The organism is Streptomyces sp. NPDC044106 (assembly GCF_056433985.1).
Genome location: NZ_JBWKFZ010000013.1, coordinates 90,936 through 108,912, shown reverse-complemented (window position 1 = coordinate 108,912; position 17,977 = coordinate 90,936). Strand labels below are relative to the sequence as shown.

The following is a 17,977-nucleotide window of genomic DNA, read 5'->3' as shown; positions in this document are numbered from 1 at the left end:
TACACAACACCGAAGGCACGTAAGTGAATCGTCGTAACCAGTGGCTGGCCCTTCCCCTCACGGGAGGGCTCACCGCCGCCCTGCTGACCGGCTGCGGCACGGAATCGGGCGGTGCGGGGGACACGGGCGACGCGGTCGTGATGGGGATGTCCGACGACGTCCTCGCCACCGACCCGGCATCCGGCTACGACCCCGGTTCCTGGCTCCTGTTCAACAACGTCTTCCAGTCGCTCCTGAGCTTCCCCAAGGGCGCCACCGAGCCCGAGCCGGAGGCCGCCAAGGAGTGCGGCTTCACGGACACGAAGGCGAAGGTCTTCAAGTGCGAGCTGCGTGACGGACTCAAGTTCAGCAACGGCAACGCGCTGACTTCGAAGGACGTCAAGTTCTCCTTCGACCGCATGCGGAAGATCAAGGACGACGCCGGACCGGCGATCATGTTCCCCATGCTCGACCGGGTCGTCGCCCCGGACGCCAAGACGGTCGTCTTCAAGCTGAAGTACTCCGACGCGACCTTCCCCAGCAAGATCGCCTCGGGCGCGGGCTCCATCGTGGACCACCGCGAGTACGACATGAACGCCCTGCGCACGGACGGCGAGGCGGTCGGATCGGGACCGTACAAGCTCGACTCGTTCACCAAGGAGCAGGCGACCTTCTCCGTCAACTCCGACTACCGGGGCACCGCCAAGACCAAGAACGACGGCGTGGCCATCAAGTTCTTCCACGGCGATCAGAAGGGCCTGAAGAAGGCGCTCCTGGGCGGTGACATCGACCTGGCCTACCGAGGCCTCGCCCCCGCGGACATCGCGGACATCGAGCGGGACACCTCCAAGGAGGGCCAGGACGTCAACATCGTGGAGGGCACGAGCGCCGAGGTCCAGCACCTGGTCTTCAACATGAAGGACCCGGTGGCGGGCAAGCTCGGCGTACGCAAGGCCATCGCCTACCTCCTGGACCGCGACGCCCTGGTCAAGGAGGTCTACCAGGACACCGCGACGCCGCTCTACTCCATCGTCCCGGCGGGCATCGGCGGCCACAGCACCGCCTTCTTCGACACCTACGGCGCCCGCCCGCAGCGCGCGAAGGCCGCCGCCGCACTGCACGGCGACGGCATCAACGGCAAGGTCAAGCTCACCCTCTGGTCGACCCCCTCGCGCTACGGCCCGGCGACGGACCAGGAGCTGAAGGCCGTGGCCAAGCAGCTCAACGCCTCCGGCCTCTTCGACGCCGACGTCAAGTCCGTCGGCTTCGAGCAGTACGAGAAGGACATCGAGGCCGGCAAGTACGGCGTCTACGTCAAGGGCTGGGTGCCCGACTACCCGGACCCCGACAACTTCACCCAGCCGTTCTTCGGCAAGGGCAACGTCCTGGACAACAACTTCCAGAACAGCGCCATCACCCGGAAGATCATCCCGGCCACCGCCACGGAGAGCGACCGCAGCAAGACCGACAAGCAGTACGACGAACTGCAGGACATCGTGGCCGACCAGCTGCCCGTCCTGCCGGTCTGGCAGGCCAAGCAGTACGCCGTCGTCCGCGACAGCGTCTACGGCCTGGAATCCTGCCTCGACGCGTCCACCGTCTTCCGCTTCTGGGAGATCAGCAAGGGCTGACGCACGACTCCGCGTACGTACCGACGAAGGTGGCCGCCCCCCCCGCGAGGGGACGGCCACCTTCGTCGTACCGCACACACCTGCCGGGCCGGGCGCCCCTACTGCGCGCCCGGCCGCACCAGACCGCTCTCGTACGCGTACACCGCCGCCTGCACCCGGTCGCGCAGCCCCAGCTTCGTGAGCACATGGCCCACATGCGTCTTCACCGTCGTCTCGCTCACGAAGAGATCCGCCGCGATCTCCGCGTTCGACAGGCCCCGCGCCACCAGCTTCAGAACCTCGACCTCCCGGTCGGTGAGCGTGTGCAGGGTGTCCGGCACCGGCTCGTCACCGGACGGCAGATGCGCGGAGTACTTGTCGAGAAGCCGGCGGGTGATGCTCGGCGCCAGCATCGCCTCGCCCGCGGCGACCACCCGGATCGCCTGCACCAGCTCAATGGCCGGGGCATCCTTCAGGAGGAAACCGCTGGCACCCGCCCGCAGCGCCTCCACCACATACTCATCCAGATCGAAGGTCGTAAGCACCAGGACCTTCGCCGGTCCGTCCCGGCCGGGCCCGGTGATCTGCCGGGTCGCCTCGACCCCGTCCATCCGCGGCATACGGATGTCCATCAACACCACATCGGGCTGCAACGCCCGCACCTGGTCGAGAGCCTGCAGGCCGTCTCCGGCCTCACCGACGACCGCGATGTCCTGCTCGGCCTCCAGAATCATCCGGAAACCGGTGCGCAACAGCGGCTGGTCATCGACCAGTAGGACGCGGATGGCCACGAGTCACTCCTTAGCTAGGGCCTGTCTTTCGGATCAGGCCGGACTTGGGTGGCTTTGCCTTTGGTGGGGCTTGAGCGGGGCCTGGTGCGTGCAACTGCAAGGCGGAGGAGGGCGGCAATGCGGAGCATTGACAACCGACGACAACGCCGCAGATGTGCGTGCCAGCCCCCGCGACCCCGGACAGATCCGAAAGACAGGCCCTAGAGCCTGTCTTTGAACCCCCGTCTGCGCCCCGGCGCCCGGCACGCACGCTCGGCGCACGGAGTTCCAGGACAGGTGGCTCCGCCACATGACCTGGGACTCCGCACTCCGATCGCACGCTTCCCCAAGCTCTCGGCTCCGCTCGAGCAGGGGAGGCCCCAATCCGCCGCTGCGCCCGCGCTTCGCGCGGACGACGGGGGTTCAAAGACAGGCTCTAGCCCGCGCCCATTCTGCCCTGCTCGCTGTCCACCGACTCGGGCACCCGCACAGGAAGCGGATACGGCGGGGGAGTCCCCCCGAATTCAGGACACACGGCCCGGTGATCGCACCAACCGCACAATTTGGTCGGACGCGGCCGCCAGTTCCCCGTCTCCGTCGCCAGCTCGATCGCCTCCCACAGCGCGAGCAGCTTCCGCTCCACCCGCTCCAGATCGGCCACCACCGGGTCATACGTGACGACATCACCACTGCCCAGATAGACGAGCTGCAGGCGGCGCGGCACCACACCCTTCAGCCGCCACACCACCAGCGCGTAGAACTTCATCTGGAACAGCGCGCCCTCCGCATACTCCGGACGCGGGGCCTTGCCCGTCTTGTAGTCGACGATGCGGACCTCACCCGAAGGGGCCACGTCCACCCGGTCGATGATGCCGCGCAGCTTCAACCCCGAATCCAGCTCGGCCTGCACGAACAGCTCCCGCTCGGCCGGCTCCAGACGGGTCGGGTCCTCCAGAGTGAACCAGCGCTCCACGAGCCGCTCCGCATCCGACAGCCAGCGCGCCATGCGCTCGCCCTCCGGATCGTCCGCGAACAACTCCGTCAGCTCGGGCCTCGCCTCCCGCAGCCGGTCCCACTGACCCGGAATGAGCGACTTGGCACGCGGCGCGGTCCGCTCGCTCGCCGGCGCGTCGAAGAGCCGCTCAAGGACCGCGTGCACCAGCGTGCCCCGGGTCGCCGCCTCACTCGGCTTCTCGGGCAGCTTGTCGATCACCCGGAACCGGTACAGCAGGGGGCACTGCATGAAATCGCCCGCGCGCGAGGGCGACAGAGACGCCGGGCGCACGGCCGCCACGGCGTCGTCGGTGCTGGTTTCCATGACAACAGACCCTACGACCCGCCACTGACAACAGCCGCATACCATCGACGACAAACCCTCTCGCCCTGCATGATCGTGCGGGTGACCGCGCCGGACCGGGGCGAGGGACGCTTCGAACGAGGGGACATCGTGGACGAAAGCGGCGGGAGCGGCAGGCCGCAGTCCGACGGCGCCGAAGGCCTGCGGCCGCGCGACACGGACGGCTCCACGGAGTCGACGGACGGCTCCCCGGAGCCGACCCGTCCGGTCGGCACGGCCGACGGACCGGTGCGCCCGGCCGACGAACCGGCCCGTGCGGTGGGCCGCCCGGCCCAGGAGGCGGCGCGTGGCGCGGACGCGCCGGACGTGCCGGACGTGCCACAGCATCCGGCTCACCCGGCTCACCCGGTCCACCCGGCTGACACCGACGCACCGGCACAGCCGGGGCACGACGGCACGGACGCCTCCCCGGCCGAGGCCCGGCACGACACCTCGGACGTGCCTCCGGCCGAGCCGCGGCACGACGGCACGGAACCTTCGGCCGCGCCACGTCACGACACCTCGGACGTGCCTCCGGTCGAGCCGCGCCACGACAGCTCGGACGCACCCCCGGCCGCCCCGCCAAGAGAGCCGCACCCCCACACCGGCGCACCACAGCCGCCCGCGCACAGCCCGCGCGCCTCGCTCACCGAAGCGCCACCGCAGGAGCAGCCCGACGGACGCCGCCGGGCCACCCGCGAGGCGCCCGCCGGCAAGAGCGCCCCCGTGCCGCCCAAGGCCCAGAAGGGACCGGGCGGCGGCCTGCTCATGGGCAGGCCCTTCGGCGTACCCGTCTACGTCGCACCCAGCTGGTTCCTCGTCGCCGCCCTCATCACCTGGGTCTTCGGCGACCAGCTCGACCGCGTCCTGCCCGAGCTCGGCAACGCCCGCTACCTCGTCTCCCTCTTCTTCGCGGTCGCCTTCTACGCCTCCGTACTCGTCCACGAACTCGCCCACACCGTCGCCGCCCTCCGCTTCAAACTGCCGGTGCGCCGCATCCAGCTGCAGTTCTTCGGCGGCGTCTCCGAGATCGAGAAGGAATCCGAGACCCCGGGACGCGAATTCGTCCTCGCCTTCGTCGGCCCCCTGCTCTCCCTCGTACTCGCCGGCGTCTTCTACGCCGGAATGCGCATCGTCGAACCCGGCACCGTCCCCGGCGTCCTGCTCGCCGGCCTCATGATCTCCAACCTCATCGTCGCCGCCTTCAACCTCCTGCCCGGCCTCCCCCTGGACGGCGGCCGCATGCTGCGCGCCGTCGTCTGGAAGATCACCGGAAAACCCATGAGCGGCACCGTCGCCGCCGCCTGGGTGGGCCGCGCCCTCGCCATCTCCGTCCTCATCGGACTGCCCCTGCTCAACCAGTCCGGCGCCCTCGGAGGCGACACCCAGGACATCGGCGGCATGGACACCGTCACCGACGCCCTGCTCGCCGCGATCCTCGCCGCCATCATCTGGACCGGCGCGGGAAACAGCCTGCGCATGGCCCGCCTGCGCGAACACCTGCCCGAACTGCGCGCCCGCACCCTGACCCGCCGCGCCGTCCCCGTCGAGGGCGACACCCCGCTCTCCGAAGCACTGCGCAGGGCCAACGACGCCGGCGCCCGCGCCCTCGTCGTCGTCGACGCCGACGGCGACCCCATGGCCGTCGTCCGGGAGGCCGCCATCGTCTCCGTCCCCCAGCACCGCCGCCCCTGGGTCGGCGTCGGCGGCCTCGCCCAGGACATCACCGAAGGCATGCGGATCTCCGCCGAGCTCGCCGGCGAAGAACTCCTCGACACCCTCCGGGCCACCCCCGCCACCGAATACCTCGTCGTCGAGGAGTCCGGCGAAATCTACGGAGTACTCTCCGCCGCCGACGTGGAACGCGCCTTCGTCAAGGCCATGGCCCGCCCCTCCTGACGCCCCTCCTCATAAAGAGGGAAAGGCCGCCGACACCGTGGTCGGCGGCCCGCGCGAGGGCCGGTAGGCTGGTCACATGTCCGAACCGACCGGTGCCGCCCGCCGTCGCGGGCCCTTCAAGGTCGGGGACCAGGTCCAGCTCACCGACCCCAAGGGACGCCACTACACGTTCACGCTCGAAGCCGGGAAGAATTTCCACACCCACAAGGGTTCCTTCCCCCACGACGAGCTGATCGGCGCTCCCGAGGGCAGTGTTGTCCGAACCACAGGGAACGTCGCCTACCTGGCGCTGCGCCCCCTGCTCCCCGACTACGTCCTGTCCATGCCCCGCGGCGCCGCCGTGGTCTACCCCAAGGACGCGGGGCAGATCCTGGCCTTCGCCGACATCTTCCCCGGCGCCCGCGTCGTGGAGGCAGGCGTCGGCTCGGGCTCGCTCAGCAGCTTCCTGCTGCGCGCCATCGGCGACCAGGGGATGCTGCACTCCTACGAGCGCCGCGAGGACTTCGCCGACATCGCCCGGCAGAACGTGGAACGCTACTTCGGCGGCCCCCACCCCGCCTGGCAGCTCACCGTCGGCGACCTCCAGGACAACCTCAGCGACACCGAGGTCGACCGCGTCATCCTCGACATGCTCGCCCCCTGGGAATGCCTGGAGGCCGTCTCCAAGGCCCTCGTCCCCGGCGGCATCATGTGCTGCTACGTGGCCACCACCACCCAGCTCGCACGGACCGTCGAGTCCATCCGCGAGATCGGCGGATTCAACGAACCGACCGCCTGGGAATCGATGATCCGCAACTGGCACATCGAAGGCCTCGCCGTACGCCCCGACCACCGCATGATCGGCCACACCGGATTCCTGCTCACCGCCCGCCGCCTCGCGGACGGCGTGGAGCCCCCCATGCGCCGCCGCCGCCCCGCCAAGGGCGCGTACGGCGAGGACTACTCCGGACCCAACGCCGACGGCGGCTCCCCGCGCTGAACCGCGCGGAACCCCGCCCAATGAGCAGGCGCCGCCGCCGAGTTCCCTGACCGACCAGGGAACTCGGCGGCGGCGCCGTTTCGTTGACAGGACACCAGCCGCGTACCGCAAGAAACAGAAGACCCACCGCCGACCCCGGTGTTCCACCTCACTGTGACGTATGGCACGATGCTGGCCACCTCCCCACCGGCACGCCCTCACAGGAGACACTTCCTCGTGCAGCACCCCGCGGTCCCGGAACTGGCGCACACCACCGCCCGCCCCATCCACTGGCTGGCCACCGCGGCCGCACTGGCCGCCGTCGTCGCGGGCTCCGCGTTCCTCAAACCCGACGACGCGACCGCCGCCCAGACGGCCCCCCAGCCGCACTCCAGAGCCGCCGCGGCAGCACCGGCCCCGGCCCCCGCACCCGACCCCGCCGCCGTCGACTTCCCCCTCGACTGCGGCCCCGTGAAGAGCGCGGTCAAGAAGAAGGCCACCGGCGACCTCGACGGCGACGGCAGCCCCGAGACCGTCGCCGTCGTGCACTGCGAAGCCGGATCGGGCACACCGCCCGACGGGATCTACGTCATCACCAGGGCAGGCACGGCCAAGCCGCGCGTCGTCGCCACCCTCCTCGACCCCAAGGACCGGCAGAATGTGCGCGACTTCGCCGTACGCGACGGCGCCGTCACCGCCACCCTGCTCGGCTACTCCTCGCCCGACATACCCCGCTGCTGCCCCGACCAGCAGGACAGAGCCAAGTGGCAGTGGAAGGACGGCACGTTCGAACGGGGCACCCCCGACCGGGCCCGCAGCGTCTGACACCCCCCCGAAGGGCGCGCGATCACGCCGCGTCGGGACCGTACACCTCGACCCGGTCCGAGACCCGACGCACATGGATGCAGTCGCCAGGACACTCCTTGGCCGAATCCACCACATCGGTGAGGAGCGTCAGCGGCACCGGCGTTGTCGCCCCAGGAGCCTGCAGCAACTCGTCGTCACCACTCTTCACATACGCCAGACCATCGATGTCCAGCTCGAAGACCTCAGGGGCGTACTGCGCGCAGATACCGTCCCCGGTACAGAGGTCCTGGTCGATCCAGACCTCCAGATCGTGGCCCTCACTGCCGATCTCGGCCTCGTGCCGCACGGTCATCTCTCCTGCCGGTCGCTGCGCCGGTCCGCCCGACAATGCAGCAAGTCGGGCCAGCCCTGACGGGTGTTGAACGCTTCGACGATACAACCGTCCGCTTTCCGATGTTGTTGGGTGGGTATTCACCTCGTGTGAGGGAGAGCGCAAGGGTGAAGATCGGACACACCCCCATCGTCTTTGTGATCTAGGGGTTTCAATCGACACCCACCCAGGTAGGGTCTGGAAGCGTCCAGCTCCCCTTGGAGGAGGTGAGGACCGTGGCAGCCCACGACGACGACATCAACCGCGGCATCCGGCCGGGACGAGGGTCCGAAGACCCCGCCGGTCAGGTTGCCTATCTCGAGCAGGAAATCGCCGTCCTGCGACGCAAGCTCGCCGACTCTCCGCGTCATACGAGGATTCTCGAAGAGCGGATCGTCGAGCTGCAGACCAACCTGGCCGGCGTGTCCGCACAGAACGAGCGGCTCGCCAACACGCTCCGTGAGGCCCGCGACCAGATCGTGGCCCTCAAGGAGGAAGTCGACCGGCTCGCACAGCCACCGGCCGGCTTCGGAGTCTTCCTCGTGGCGAACGAGGACGGCACGGCGGACATCTTCACCGGGGGCCGCAAGCTCCGGGTGAACGTCAGCCCGAGCGTGGAGCTCGAAGAGCTCAGGCGCGGCCAGGAAGTCATGCTCAACGAAGCGCTCAACGTGGTCGAGGCCATGGAGTACGAGAGCGTCGGAGACATCGTCACCCTCAAGGAAATCCTCGAGGACGGCGAGCGCGCCCTGGTGATCGGACACACCGACGAAGAAAGAGTGGTCCGGCTCGCCGAACCACTCCTCGACGTCACCATCAGGGCAGGCGACGCACTCCTGCTCGAACCACGCTCCGGCTACGTCTACGAAGTGGTCCCCAAGAGCGAGGTCGAAGAACTCGTCCTCGAAGAAGTCCCGGACATCGACTACGACAAGATCGGCGGCCTGGGCAACCAGATCGAACTGATCCGCGACGCGGTCGAACTGCCCTACCTCTACCCCGACCTCTTCAAAGAGCACGAACTACGGCCCCCCAAGGGCGTCCTGCTCTACGGCCCACCCGGCTGCGGCAAGACGCTGATCGCGAAGGCCGTCGCCAACTCCCTCGCCAAAAAGGTCGCCGAGGTGACCGGACAGCCCGCGGGAAAGAGCTACTTCCTCAACATCAAGGGCCCCGAACTCCTCAACAAGTACGTCGGCGAGACCGAGCGCCACATCCGCCTGGTCTTCCAGCGTGCCCGCGAGAAGGCGAGCGAAGGCACCCCCGTCATCGTCTTCTTCGACGAGATGGAATCCCTCTTCCGCACCCGCGGATCCGGAGTCAGCTCGGACGTGGAGAACACCATCGTCCCCCAGCTGCTCGCCGAGATCGACGGCGTGGAAGGCCTGGAGAACGTCATCGTCATCGGCGCCTCCAACCGCGAAGACATGATCGACCCCGCCATCCTGCGCCCCGGCCGACTCGACGTGAAGATCAAGATCGAGCGCCCGGACGCCGAGGCGGCCAAGGACATCTTCGCCAAGTACCTCACCGAACGGCTCCCGCTCCACTCGGACGACCTCGCCGAACACAGCGCCGACCGGCGCGCCACGGTGCACGGCATGATCCAGTCCGTGGTCGAGCAGATGTACGCGGAGTCCGAGGAGAACCGCTTCCTCGAGGTGACGTACGCGAACGGAGACAAGGAAGTCCTGTACTTCAAGGACTTCAATTCCGGCGCCATGATCGAGAACATCGTGGGCCGCGCCAAGAAGATGGCCATCAAGGCCTTCCTCGAAGCCAACCAGAAGGGCCTACGGGTCGCTCACCTCCTCCAGGCTTGCATCGACGAGTTCAAGGAGAACGAGGACCTGCCCAACACCACCAACCCGGACGACTGGGCCAGGATCTCCGGAAAGAAGGGTGAACGGATCGTCTACATCCGCACCCTCGTCACCGGAAAGCAGGGCGCGGACACCGGACGCTCCATCGACACGGTGGCCAACACCGGTCAATACCTCTAGAACACAGGGCGGCTGCGGGTGTCCTTCACGGGTACCCGCAGCCGTCTGCTTTTCAATGAAGGCAATGATCTCCCCACCAGCGCAAAGGCGTTCTAGGCTCTTCGGTACCGCCGAGTCGCGCAGTGCGGGGACGGGCACCGCACACGCACCGGAGAACCAGCGGTACTTGAGCGCCGTTCCCGAAGGGGAGCGCCGCCGGGCAAGGAGGGCCGCATGACCGTACGGCGAGTAATGGGCATCGAGACGGAGTACGGCATCTCCGTCCCCGGCCATCCCAACGCCAATGCCATGCTCACCTCGTCCCAGATCGTCAACGCCTATGCCGCGGCGATGCACCGGGCGCGACGCGCCCGCTGGGACTTCGAGGAGGAGAACCCGCTGCGGGACGCGCGGGGTTTCGACCTCGCCCGCGAGGCCGCCGACTCCAGCCAGCTGACCGACGAGGACATCGGCCTCGCCAACGTCATCCTCACCAACGGCGCACGCCTGTACGTCGACCACGCACACCCCGAATACAGCTCACCGGAGATCACCAACCCCCGGGACGCCGTCCTGTGGGACAAGGCCGGCGAACGCATCATGGCCGAGGCCGCCGACCGCGCGGCCCAGCTCCCCGGCGCCCAACCGATCCACCTCTACAAGAACAACACCGACAACAAGGGCGCCTCCTACGGCACGCACGAGAACTACCTGATGAGGCGGGACACCCCCTTCTCCGACATCGTGCGGCACCTGACACCGTTCTTCATCTCCCGCCAGGTCGTCACCGGCGCCGGACGCGTCGGCATCGGCCAGGACGGCCACGAGCACGGCTTCCAGCTCAGCCAGCGCGCCGACTACTTCGAGGTCGAAGTGGGCCTGGAGACGACCCTCAAGCGGCCCATCATCAACACCCGGGACGAGCCGCACTCCGACGCCGAGAAATACCGCAGGCTCCACGTCATCATCGGCGACGCGAACCTCTCGGAGATCTCCACCTACCTCAAGCTCGGCACCACCTCGCTCGTCCTCGCCATGATCGAGGACGGCTTCATCGCGGTCGACCTCGCCGTGGACCAGCCCGTGCGCACCCTCCACCAGGTGTCGCACGACGCGACGCTCAAGCATCTCGTGACGCTCCGTAGCGGCCGTTCGCTCACCGCCGTACAGCTCCAGATGGAGTACTTCGAGCTGGCCCGCAAATACGTCGAGGAGCGGTACGGCTCCGACGTCGACGAGCAGACCAAGGACGTCCTGGCCCGCTGGGAGGACGTACTCGGCCGCCTCGAAAGCGATCCTATGAGCCTCTCCGGAGAGCTCGACTGGGTCGCCAAACGGGAGCTCATGGAGGGCTACCGCCGCCGTGACAGCCTCGACTGGGACGCCGCGCGGCTCCATCTGGTCGACCTCCAGTACGCCGACGTACGGGCCGAGAAGGGCCTGTACAACCGCCTGGTGGCCCGGGGCAAGATGAAGCGGCTCCTCGACGAGGCGGACGTCGAACGGGCCATCGGCAAGCCGCCCGAGGACACCCGCGCGTACTTCCGCGGCCGCTGCCTCGAGCAGTACGCGGACGACGTGGCCGCGGCGTCCTGGGACTCCGTCATCTTCGACCTCCCGGGCCGTGACTCTCTGCAACGGGTCCCCACGCTGGAGCCCCTGCGCGGCACGCGGAACCACGTCAAGGAACTGCTGGACCGCTGCCGCACGGCAGAGGATCTGGTTCGGGTGCTCTCCGGCGGCTGAAAGGTCATCGCCGGGGGAATCACACAGGTGGGTCCCGCAGGTTGAGCCAACAGCGGGGCCGATGTCGGACCCGAAGCGTAGGGTCTGATCAAGAACGTCTAACCGAGCGAGCGGGGTGAGGTAGATGGCGACCAAGGACACCGGCGGCGGACAGCAGAAGGCGACGCGTTCCACCGAGGAGACCGAGGAGCAGACGCAGGACGCGCAGGCCTCCGAGGATCTCAAGGAACGCCAGGAGAAGCTGAGCGACGACGTGGACTCGGTTCTTGACGAGATTGATGACGTCTTGGAGGAAAATGCCGAGGATTTTGTACGGAGTTTCGTGCAAAAGGGTGGACAGTGACGAATGTCCGAATCGGGCATTGGGAAGAAGTGCTCTACTTGTCAGCAGACTCTTCCTGTCGGCGCGTTCGCGGCGAACAGGTCGCGGCCTGATGGCTTGCAGACCAGTTGCCGCGAATGCGCGGCTGAGTACTACAAGCGTCGCCAAGAAGCTCGCGGCAAGTCGGTTCGCGAGAAGGTAGCCGTTCCCGAGGGACACAAGCTCTGCCGCACCTGCGACCAGATCAAGCCGCATGCTGAGTGGCACTGCAATGGAACCGCCTCGGATGGACTGTCGACGCGCTGCAAGGCGTGCCGGGCCATCCAGGGGCGGGAGGGTCACCTGAAGCGCCAGTACGGCATGACCGAAGCCGATCGCGACGAGATGATCGCCTCGCAAATGGGGCTCTGCGTGATCTGTCTCAGTGCCCCAGCAGCCCATGTGGATCATTGCCACGAGACGGGTAAAGTCCGTGGCGTACTGTGCTTCAACTGCAATTCGGCCATCGGCAAGTTGGGAGACGATCCCGACATTGTTCGTCGGGCTGCCGCCTACCTGGAAGGATCCTCGTGGAAGCCAACACTCGTAGCACCGGGCGTCTACCGGCTGCCTTCCTGACGCCCGGTTCGTCGTCCTTCATGGACTTCCTGTCCGAGCATCAGCCCGAGATCCTGCCCGGTAATCGTCAACTGCCGCCCACGCAGGGTGTCATCGAGGCGCCGCACGGCACGACCATCGTGGCCGTGACGTTCCCCGGGGGAGTGGTCCTCGCCGGTGACCGGCGGGCGACCATGGGCAATGTGATCGCACAGCGCGACATCGAGAAGGTCTTCCCGGCCGACGAGTACTCGGCGGTGGGCATCGCCGGCACGGCGGGTCTGGCCGTGGAGATGGTCAAGCTGTTCCAGCTGGAGCTGGAGCACTTCGAGAAGGTGGAGGGCGCGACGCTCTCGCTGGAGGGCAAGGCGAACCGCCTGTCCACGATGATCCGGGGCAACCTCGGCATGGCCATGCAGGGTCTCGCCGTGGTGCCGCTCTTCGCGGGGTACGACGTGGACCGGGAGAAGGGCCGCATCTTCTCGTACGACGTGACGGGTGGCCGTTCGGAGGAGCACGGTTTCGCGGCGACCGGTTCGGGTTCGGTCTTCGCGCGCGGTGCGATGAAGAAGCTGTACCACGCGGGTCTGACGGAGGAGCAGGCGACGACCCTGGTCATCCAGGCGTTGTACGACGCGGCCGATGACGACTCGGCGACCGGTGGCCCGGATGTGGCGCGCCGGATCTACCCCATCGTCACGGTGATCACTGATGAGGGGTTCCGGCGGCTGACGGAGGAGGAGTCCTCCGCGATCGCGCGTTCGATCCTGGAGAAGCGGCTTGAGCAGCCGGACGGCCCGCGGGCCGCGTTGCTCTGATCGCTCCGTTTTCGCCACTGACTGAAGTTTTGACAGAAAGGGACGGATCCGGTGTCGACGCCGTTCTATGTCTCACCCCAGCAGGCCATGGCCGACCGGGCGGAATACGCCCGGAAGGGTATCGCCCGCGGTCGCAGCCTTGTCGTGTTGCAGTTTGCCGATGGCATCGTGTTCGTCGGTGAGAACCCGTCCCGTGCGCTGCACAAGTTCAGCGAGATCTATGACCGGATCGGCTTCGCGGCCGCCGGTAAGTACAACGAGTACGAGAATTTGCGGATCGGCGGGGTCCGCTATGCCGATCTTCGTGGTTACACCTATGACCGTGCCGATGTGACGGCTCGTGGGTTGGCCAACGTCTACGCGCAGACTCTGGGCACGATCTTCTCCAGCAATGCGGAGAAGCCGTACGAGGTGGAGCTGGTCGTCGCGGAGGTCGGCACGACGCCGGACGGTGATCAGATCTACCGTCTGCCGCATGACGGTTCGATCGTGGATGAGCACGGTTCGGTCGCGGTGGGTGGTAACGCGGAGCAGATCAGTAGCTATCTGGATCAGCGCCATCAGGACGGGATGACGCTCGCCGAGGCGTTGAAGCTCGCGGTGCAGGCGCTGTCCCGTGACACCAACGGCAGTGAGCGGGAGATTCCCGCGGAGCGGCTGGAGGTGGCGGTCCTGGACCGTACGCGGCCTCAGCAGCGGAAGTTCAAGCGGATCGTGGGGCGTCAGCTCTCGCGTCTGCTCGATGAGGGCGGTGCGACGGACGCGGACTCCGACACCGAGACGGACACGGACTCGGGCTCGGGCGAGGGTCCCGTGCAGACGTCCGGCGGCGACGTCGAGTAGTCCTTCGGCGCGGTGTGCCCCGTGTTCCGGTCCGACGGCCGGAGCGCGGGGCGCTTTTGTATGCCCGGGGGGGGGCGGAGGCCGGGGCCGGGGTCAGTGGGCGGGACCGGTGGAGCCGCGCACGATGAGGTGGACGGGGAGCGGTGTGGCGTCGGGGGTGCGGCCTTCCAGGACGGCGACGAGGGATTCCATGCCGCGTTCTCCGAAGCGTTCGGCGGGGAGGCGGACGGTGGTGAGTTCGGGTTCGACGGCGGTTGCCAGGGTGAGGTCGTCGAAGCCGGTGACGGAGATGTCCTCGGGGATGCGCAGGCCGAGTCGGCGGGCGGCTTTGCAGGCGCCCGCGGAGAGGAAGTCGTCGTCGCAGATGATGGCGGTGGGCCGGGGGCCGGGGGCGGAGAGGGCGGCTTCGGCGGCGGCGCGGGCGCCTTCGACGTTGAGGGGTGCGGTCATGCGGCGTACGGCGGTGTGGGTGCCGCGCAGGGTGCGGGCGAGCGCTTCGGCGCGTACGTCGAAGGTCCAGGAGTCGACGTCGGCCGCGAGGTGCAGGAAGTCGCGGTGGCCGAGGGTGAGGAGGTGTTCGGTGGCCTGGCGCATGCCGTCGGCGAGGTCGAGGTTGACGGTGGCGGCGCCGTGGCTGCCTGCGGGGTCGCTGTCGAGCATGACGAGGGGGAGGTCGTCGCCGCGGATGGTGGCGAGGGTGTCGGAGGCCATGGAGGAGGCGAGTACGCCGTCCAGTGAGGCGCGTGCGGAGGCGAAGGGGTCGCGGGCGGGGCCGATGCCGTCGGGGGAGGGGTAGAGCACGACGCCGAAGTCGTGGCGGGCGGCGATGCGGGCGACGCCGGTGTAGACGTGTGCGAAGAATTCGTTGGTGAGTTCGGGGACGACGAGGAGGGCTGTTCTGGTTCTGCCGAGGCGCAGGTTGCGGGCGGCGAGGTTGGGGCGGTAGCCGAGGTCTCGTGCGGCGGTGCGTACGCGTTCGGCGGTGGGTTCGGCGACGCGGCCGCGCCATTTGTCGCCGAGTACGAGGGAGACGGTGGCCTGGGAGACTCCGGCGGCGCGTGCGACGTCGCGGCTCGTGGGGCGGGGCCCCGCGGTTTCCTGCTGTGGCCCGGCCACTCTTACCTCCCGGATCGTGTCCGCGGTGGGACGCGCGTGCGTGTGCGTGTGCGGGCGCGTGTGGGCGTGTGGAAACGCTGTGGACCCGCGGACAGCGTTCATGGTACGTATGACGCTCGACGTTATACGTAAAACCTTGGGCGGTGTCGCCCGGCGAAGGGACGGGCCATGGCAGCCGGATACGCGCAGATCCTGCGGACCAGATACGCGATGCGGCTGCTGGCCGGGACGCTGGTGGGCCGGCTCCCGAACGCCACGGCGGCCATCGCCATCGTGCTGTTCATCCGCGCCGAGGGCGGCACGTACAGCCTGGCGGGCGCGCTCGCCGCGGTGTACGGCGTCGCCAACGCCGTCGGCCAGCCGCTCCTCGGCCGCCTCGTCGACCTGCACGGCCAGCCGCGTGTCCAGCTTCCCGCCGCGCTCCTGTCCGCCGTGGGCATGGCGGCGTTCGCCTTCACGGGTCCCGACCGGCTGGCGCTCGCGTACGTCTCGGTGGGCGCGGCGGGCCTCTTCACGCCGCCCCTGGAGGGGGGTTTGCGCGCCCTGTGGCCGAGCGTCCTCGGCAAGGAGGAGCAGGTGCACACGGCGTACGCCATGGACGCCATCGCGCAGGAAGTCATGTTCACCGTCGGACCGTTGCTCGTGACGGCCTGCGTGGCCCTCTGGTCGGAGCAGGCGGCGCTGCTCGTGGTCAACGCCGTCGGTGTGCTGGGGGCGCTCTCCGTGGTGATGTCGCGGCCCTCGCGCGCCTGGCGCTCGGCGCCCCGGGAGGCGCATTGGCTCGGGGCCCTGCGCTCGCCCGGACTTCTCGCGCTCCTCGGGGCGTTCCTCTTCATCGGCATGGCGCTGGGTTCCATCACGGTTGCCGGGGTGTCGTACGCGGACGGCCACGGCGGTGACGCGGTCTACGGCTGGATGATGGCGGCGCTCGGTCTCGGCGCGCTGCTCGGCGGCTCCGTGTACGGGGCGCGGCGGTGGAGCGGGGTGCCGGAGCGGCGGCTCACCGTGCTCGTGGCGCTGCTGGCCGTCTGCTACGTGCCATTGACGCTGACGCCGGGGGCGCTCGCGATGACGGGGCTCACCGCGGTCGCCGGTGTGTTCCTGGCGCCGGCGCTCGCGTGCGCGTTCATCATCGTCGACCGGCACGCGCCGCGCGGCACGGTCACGGAGGCGTTCTCGTGGCTGGTGACGACGTTCACCGTGGGTGCCTCGCTCGGGACGGCCGCCGCGGGGCCGGTCGTTGAATGGGGAGGTACGGAGTGGGGCTTCGCGGTGCCGGGGCTCGCAGGTGGGGGCGCGCTTCTGGTTTTGCTGGCCACCGCGCGGGTACTGGTGGCCGGCGACGATTGCGGGGTCGTTGCGGGTTCATCGGAAAATGATCGAAACGGTGCCGTCGAACCCGGTTTCAGTGCCGGGCATCAGGCGTAATGTTCAGTCATGGACCGCCGCATTTTCGGGCTGGAGAACGAGTACGGCGTCACGTGCACGTTCAGGGGACAGCGCCGCCTGTCGCCTGACGAGGTGGCGCGCTACCTCTTCCGCCGTGTCGTGTCATGGGGCCGCAGCAGCAACGTCTTCCTGCGGAACGGCGCCCGCCTCTATCTTGACGTGGGATCACATCCGGAATATGCAACGCCCGAATGTGACAACGTGACCGAGTTGGTCACCCACGACAAAGCGGGCGAGCGCATTCTGGAAGGCCTGCTCGTCGACGCCGAACGCCGTCTGCATGAGGAGGGAATCGCGGGCGACGTCTATCTCTTCAAGAACAACACCGATTCGGCGGGAAACTCCTACGGTTGTCACGAGAACTATCTGGTGGCCCGTCACGGAGAGTTCTCGCGACTCGCGGACATTCTCATTCCGTTCCTCGTCACCCGTCAGCTGCTCTGCGGGGCGGGCAAGGTGCTGCAGACTCCGCGCGGCGCCGTGTACTGCGTCAGCCAGCGTGCCGAGCACATCTGGGAGGGCGTGTCGTCCGCGACCACCCGCTCCCGGCCGATCATCAACACCCGCGACGAGCCGCACGCGGATGCCGAGCGGTACCGCAGGCTCCACGTCATCGTCGGCGACTCGAACATGTCCGAGACGACCATGCTCCTGAAGGTCGGCGCCACCGATCTCGTGCTGCGCATGATCGAGGCGGGCACGGTGATGCGCGACCTCACCCTGGAGAATCCGATCAGGGCCATCCGCGAGGTCAGCCACGACATCACGGGCCGCCGCAAGGTGCGTCTGGCCAGCGGTCGTGAGGCCTCGGCCCTCGAAGTGCAGCGCGAGTACTACGAGAAGGCGGTGGACTTCGTCGACCGCCGCGGTATCCGCACCGGCACCGTCGAGCAGGTCCTCGAGCTGTGGGGCCGCACGCTGGACGCGATCGAGACCGAGGACCTCGACCGCATCGGTACCGAGATCGACTGGGTCATGAAGTACAAGCTCATCGAGCGGTACCGGGCCAAGAACAACATGACCATGTCGCACCCGCGGGTCGCGCAGATAGACCTCGCGTACCACGACATCCACCGTCGGCGGGGGCTCTACTACCTCCTGGAGAAGAAGGGGCAAGCCGCCCGTATCTGCAACGACTTGAAGATCTTCGAGGGCAAGTCGGTGCCGCCGCAGACCACCCGGGCGCGGCTGCGCGGCGACTTCATCCGGCGGGCCCAGGAGCAGCGCAGGGACTTCACGGTCGACTGGGTCCACCTCAAGCTCAACGACCAGGCACAGCGCACCGTGTTGTGCAAGGACCCGTTCCGTTCCGTGGACGACCGGGTGGAGAAGCTCATCGCCGGCATGTGAGCCAAGTGGGCCGAGTGGGCCGGGT

Annotated in this window: 16 protein-coding genes; 12 read left to right on the top strand and 4 right to left on the bottom strand. The window is 68.3% G+C overall.

Translation table 11 applies throughout. From position 1 onward, the window contains the following. The first annotated feature begins 23 nt into the window (after positions 1-23). Complete coding sequence (locus AC07DI_RS24350) at positions 24-1,610, top strand: ABC transporter substrate-binding protein (RefSeq protein WP_478906087.1); 1,587 nt, start codon at positions 24-26, stop codon at positions 1,608-1,610. Between the two features lie 98 nt (positions 1,611-1,708). On the opposite strand, the gene AC07DI_RS24345 is transcribed toward AC07DI_RS24350, so the two are convergent. Further along, complete coding sequence (locus AC07DI_RS24345) at positions 1,709-2,380, bottom strand: response regulator (RefSeq protein WP_384258255.1); 672 nt, start codon at positions 2,378-2,380, stop codon at positions 1,709-1,711. Between the two features lie 415 nt (positions 2,381-2,795). Next, complete coding sequence (locus AC07DI_RS24340; RefSeq protein ID WP_384258252.1) at positions 2,796-3,677, bottom strand: RecB family exonuclease; 882 nt, start codon at positions 3,675-3,677, stop codon at positions 2,796-2,798. A gap of 267 nt (positions 3,678-3,944) precedes the next feature. Here AC07DI_RS24340 and AC07DI_RS24335 point away from each other — a divergent pair, with 267 nt between their 5' ends. The 3 genes from AC07DI_RS24335 to AC07DI_RS24325 all read left to right on the top strand — a co-directional run bounded on the left by AC07DI_RS24335 (position 3,945) and on the right by AC07DI_RS24325 (position 7,377). After that, positions 3,945-5,594 (top strand): site-2 protease family protein, encoded by a 1,650-nt coding sequence (locus tag AC07DI_RS24335; RefSeq protein ID WP_478906202.1) that lies wholly within the window; start codon positions 3,945-3,947, stop codon positions 5,592-5,594. Between the two features lie 76 nt (positions 5,595-5,670). Continuing rightward, positions 5,671-6,573 (top strand): tRNA (adenine-N1)-methyltransferase, encoded by a 903-nt coding sequence (locus AC07DI_RS24330; RefSeq protein WP_384258250.1) that lies wholly within the window; start codon positions 5,671-5,673, stop codon positions 6,571-6,573. Positions 6,574-6,789: 216 nt separating this feature from the next. Next, the gene (locus tag AC07DI_RS24325) at positions 6,790-7,377 is read left to right on the top strand and encodes a hypothetical protein (protein WP_478906086.1); all 588 of its coding nucleotides are present in this window, start codon (positions 6,790-6,792) and stop codon (positions 7,375-7,377) included. Between the two features lie 22 nt (positions 7,378-7,399). On the opposite strand, the gene AC07DI_RS24320 is transcribed toward AC07DI_RS24325, so the two are convergent. Next, the gene (locus AC07DI_RS24320) at positions 7,400-7,711 is read right to left on the bottom strand and encodes a ferredoxin (protein ID WP_478906085.1); all 312 of its coding nucleotides are present in this window, start codon (positions 7,709-7,711) and stop codon (positions 7,400-7,402) included. Positions 7,712-7,965: 254 nt separating this feature from the next. On the opposite strand from AC07DI_RS24320, the gene arc reads away from it, so the two are divergent. The 6 genes from arc to prcA all read left to right on the top strand — a co-directional run bounded on the left by arc (position 7,966) and on the right by prcA (position 14,037). After that, positions 7,966-9,732 (top strand): proteasome ATPase, encoded by a 1,767-nt coding sequence (gene arc, locus AC07DI_RS24315; protein ID WP_384258242.1) that lies wholly within the window; start codon positions 7,966-7,968, stop codon positions 9,730-9,732. A gap of 213 nt (positions 9,733-9,945) precedes the next feature. After that, entirely contained in the window at positions 9,946-11,457 is a 1,512-nt protein-coding gene (dop, locus tag AC07DI_RS24310; RefSeq protein WP_384258240.1) for a depupylase/deamidase Dop, read from the top strand. A 124-nt stretch (positions 11,458-11,581) separates the two neighbouring features. Then, complete coding sequence (locus tag AC07DI_RS24305; RefSeq protein WP_127911314.1) at positions 11,582-11,800, top strand: ubiquitin-like protein Pup; 219 nt, start codon at positions 11,582-11,584, stop codon at positions 11,798-11,800. A 3-nt stretch (positions 11,801-11,803) separates the two neighbouring features. After that, entirely contained in the window at positions 11,804-12,397 is a 594-nt protein-coding gene (locus AC07DI_RS24300; RefSeq protein WP_478906084.1) for an endonuclease VII domain-containing protein, read from the top strand. Further along, positions 12,349-13,194 carry a proteasome subunit beta gene (gene prcB, locus AC07DI_RS24295; RefSeq protein WP_478906083.1) on the top strand — a complete coding sequence of 282 codons (846 nt, stop codon included), beginning with the start codon at positions 12,349-12,351 and terminating at the stop codon, positions 13,192-13,194. The genes AC07DI_RS24300 and prcB overlap by 49 nt, the downstream gene beginning before the upstream one ends. Positions 13,195-13,245: 51 nt before the next feature. Next, entirely contained in the window at positions 13,246-14,037 is a 792-nt protein-coding gene (prcA, locus tag AC07DI_RS24290; RefSeq protein ID WP_478906082.1) for a proteasome subunit alpha, read from the top strand. Between the two features lie 93 nt (positions 14,038-14,130). On the opposite strand, the gene AC07DI_RS24285 is transcribed toward prcA, so the two are convergent. Continuing rightward, on the bottom strand, positions 14,131-15,153 hold the full coding sequence (locus tag AC07DI_RS24285; protein WP_478906081.1) for a LacI family DNA-binding transcriptional regulator: 1,023 nt from the start codon (positions 15,151-15,153) through the stop codon (positions 14,131-14,133). A gap of 168 nt (positions 15,154-15,321) precedes the next feature. Here AC07DI_RS24285 and AC07DI_RS24280 point away from each other — a divergent pair, with 168 nt between their 5' ends. Together AC07DI_RS24280 and pafA are read left to right on the top strand one after the other, a co-directional pair. Then, positions 15,322-16,581: an MFS transporter gene (locus AC07DI_RS24280; RefSeq protein ID WP_478906080.1), complete on the top strand. Its 1,260-nt coding sequence runs from the start codon at positions 15,322-15,324 to the stop codon at positions 16,579-16,581. Positions 16,582-16,590: 9 nt separating this feature from the next. After that, on the top strand, positions 16,591-17,952 hold the full coding sequence (gene pafA, locus AC07DI_RS24275) for a Pup--protein ligase (protein ID WP_355810318.1): 1,362 nt from the start codon (positions 16,591-16,593) through the stop codon (positions 17,950-17,952). The last annotated feature ends 25 nt before the right edge of the window (positions 17,953-17,977 follow it).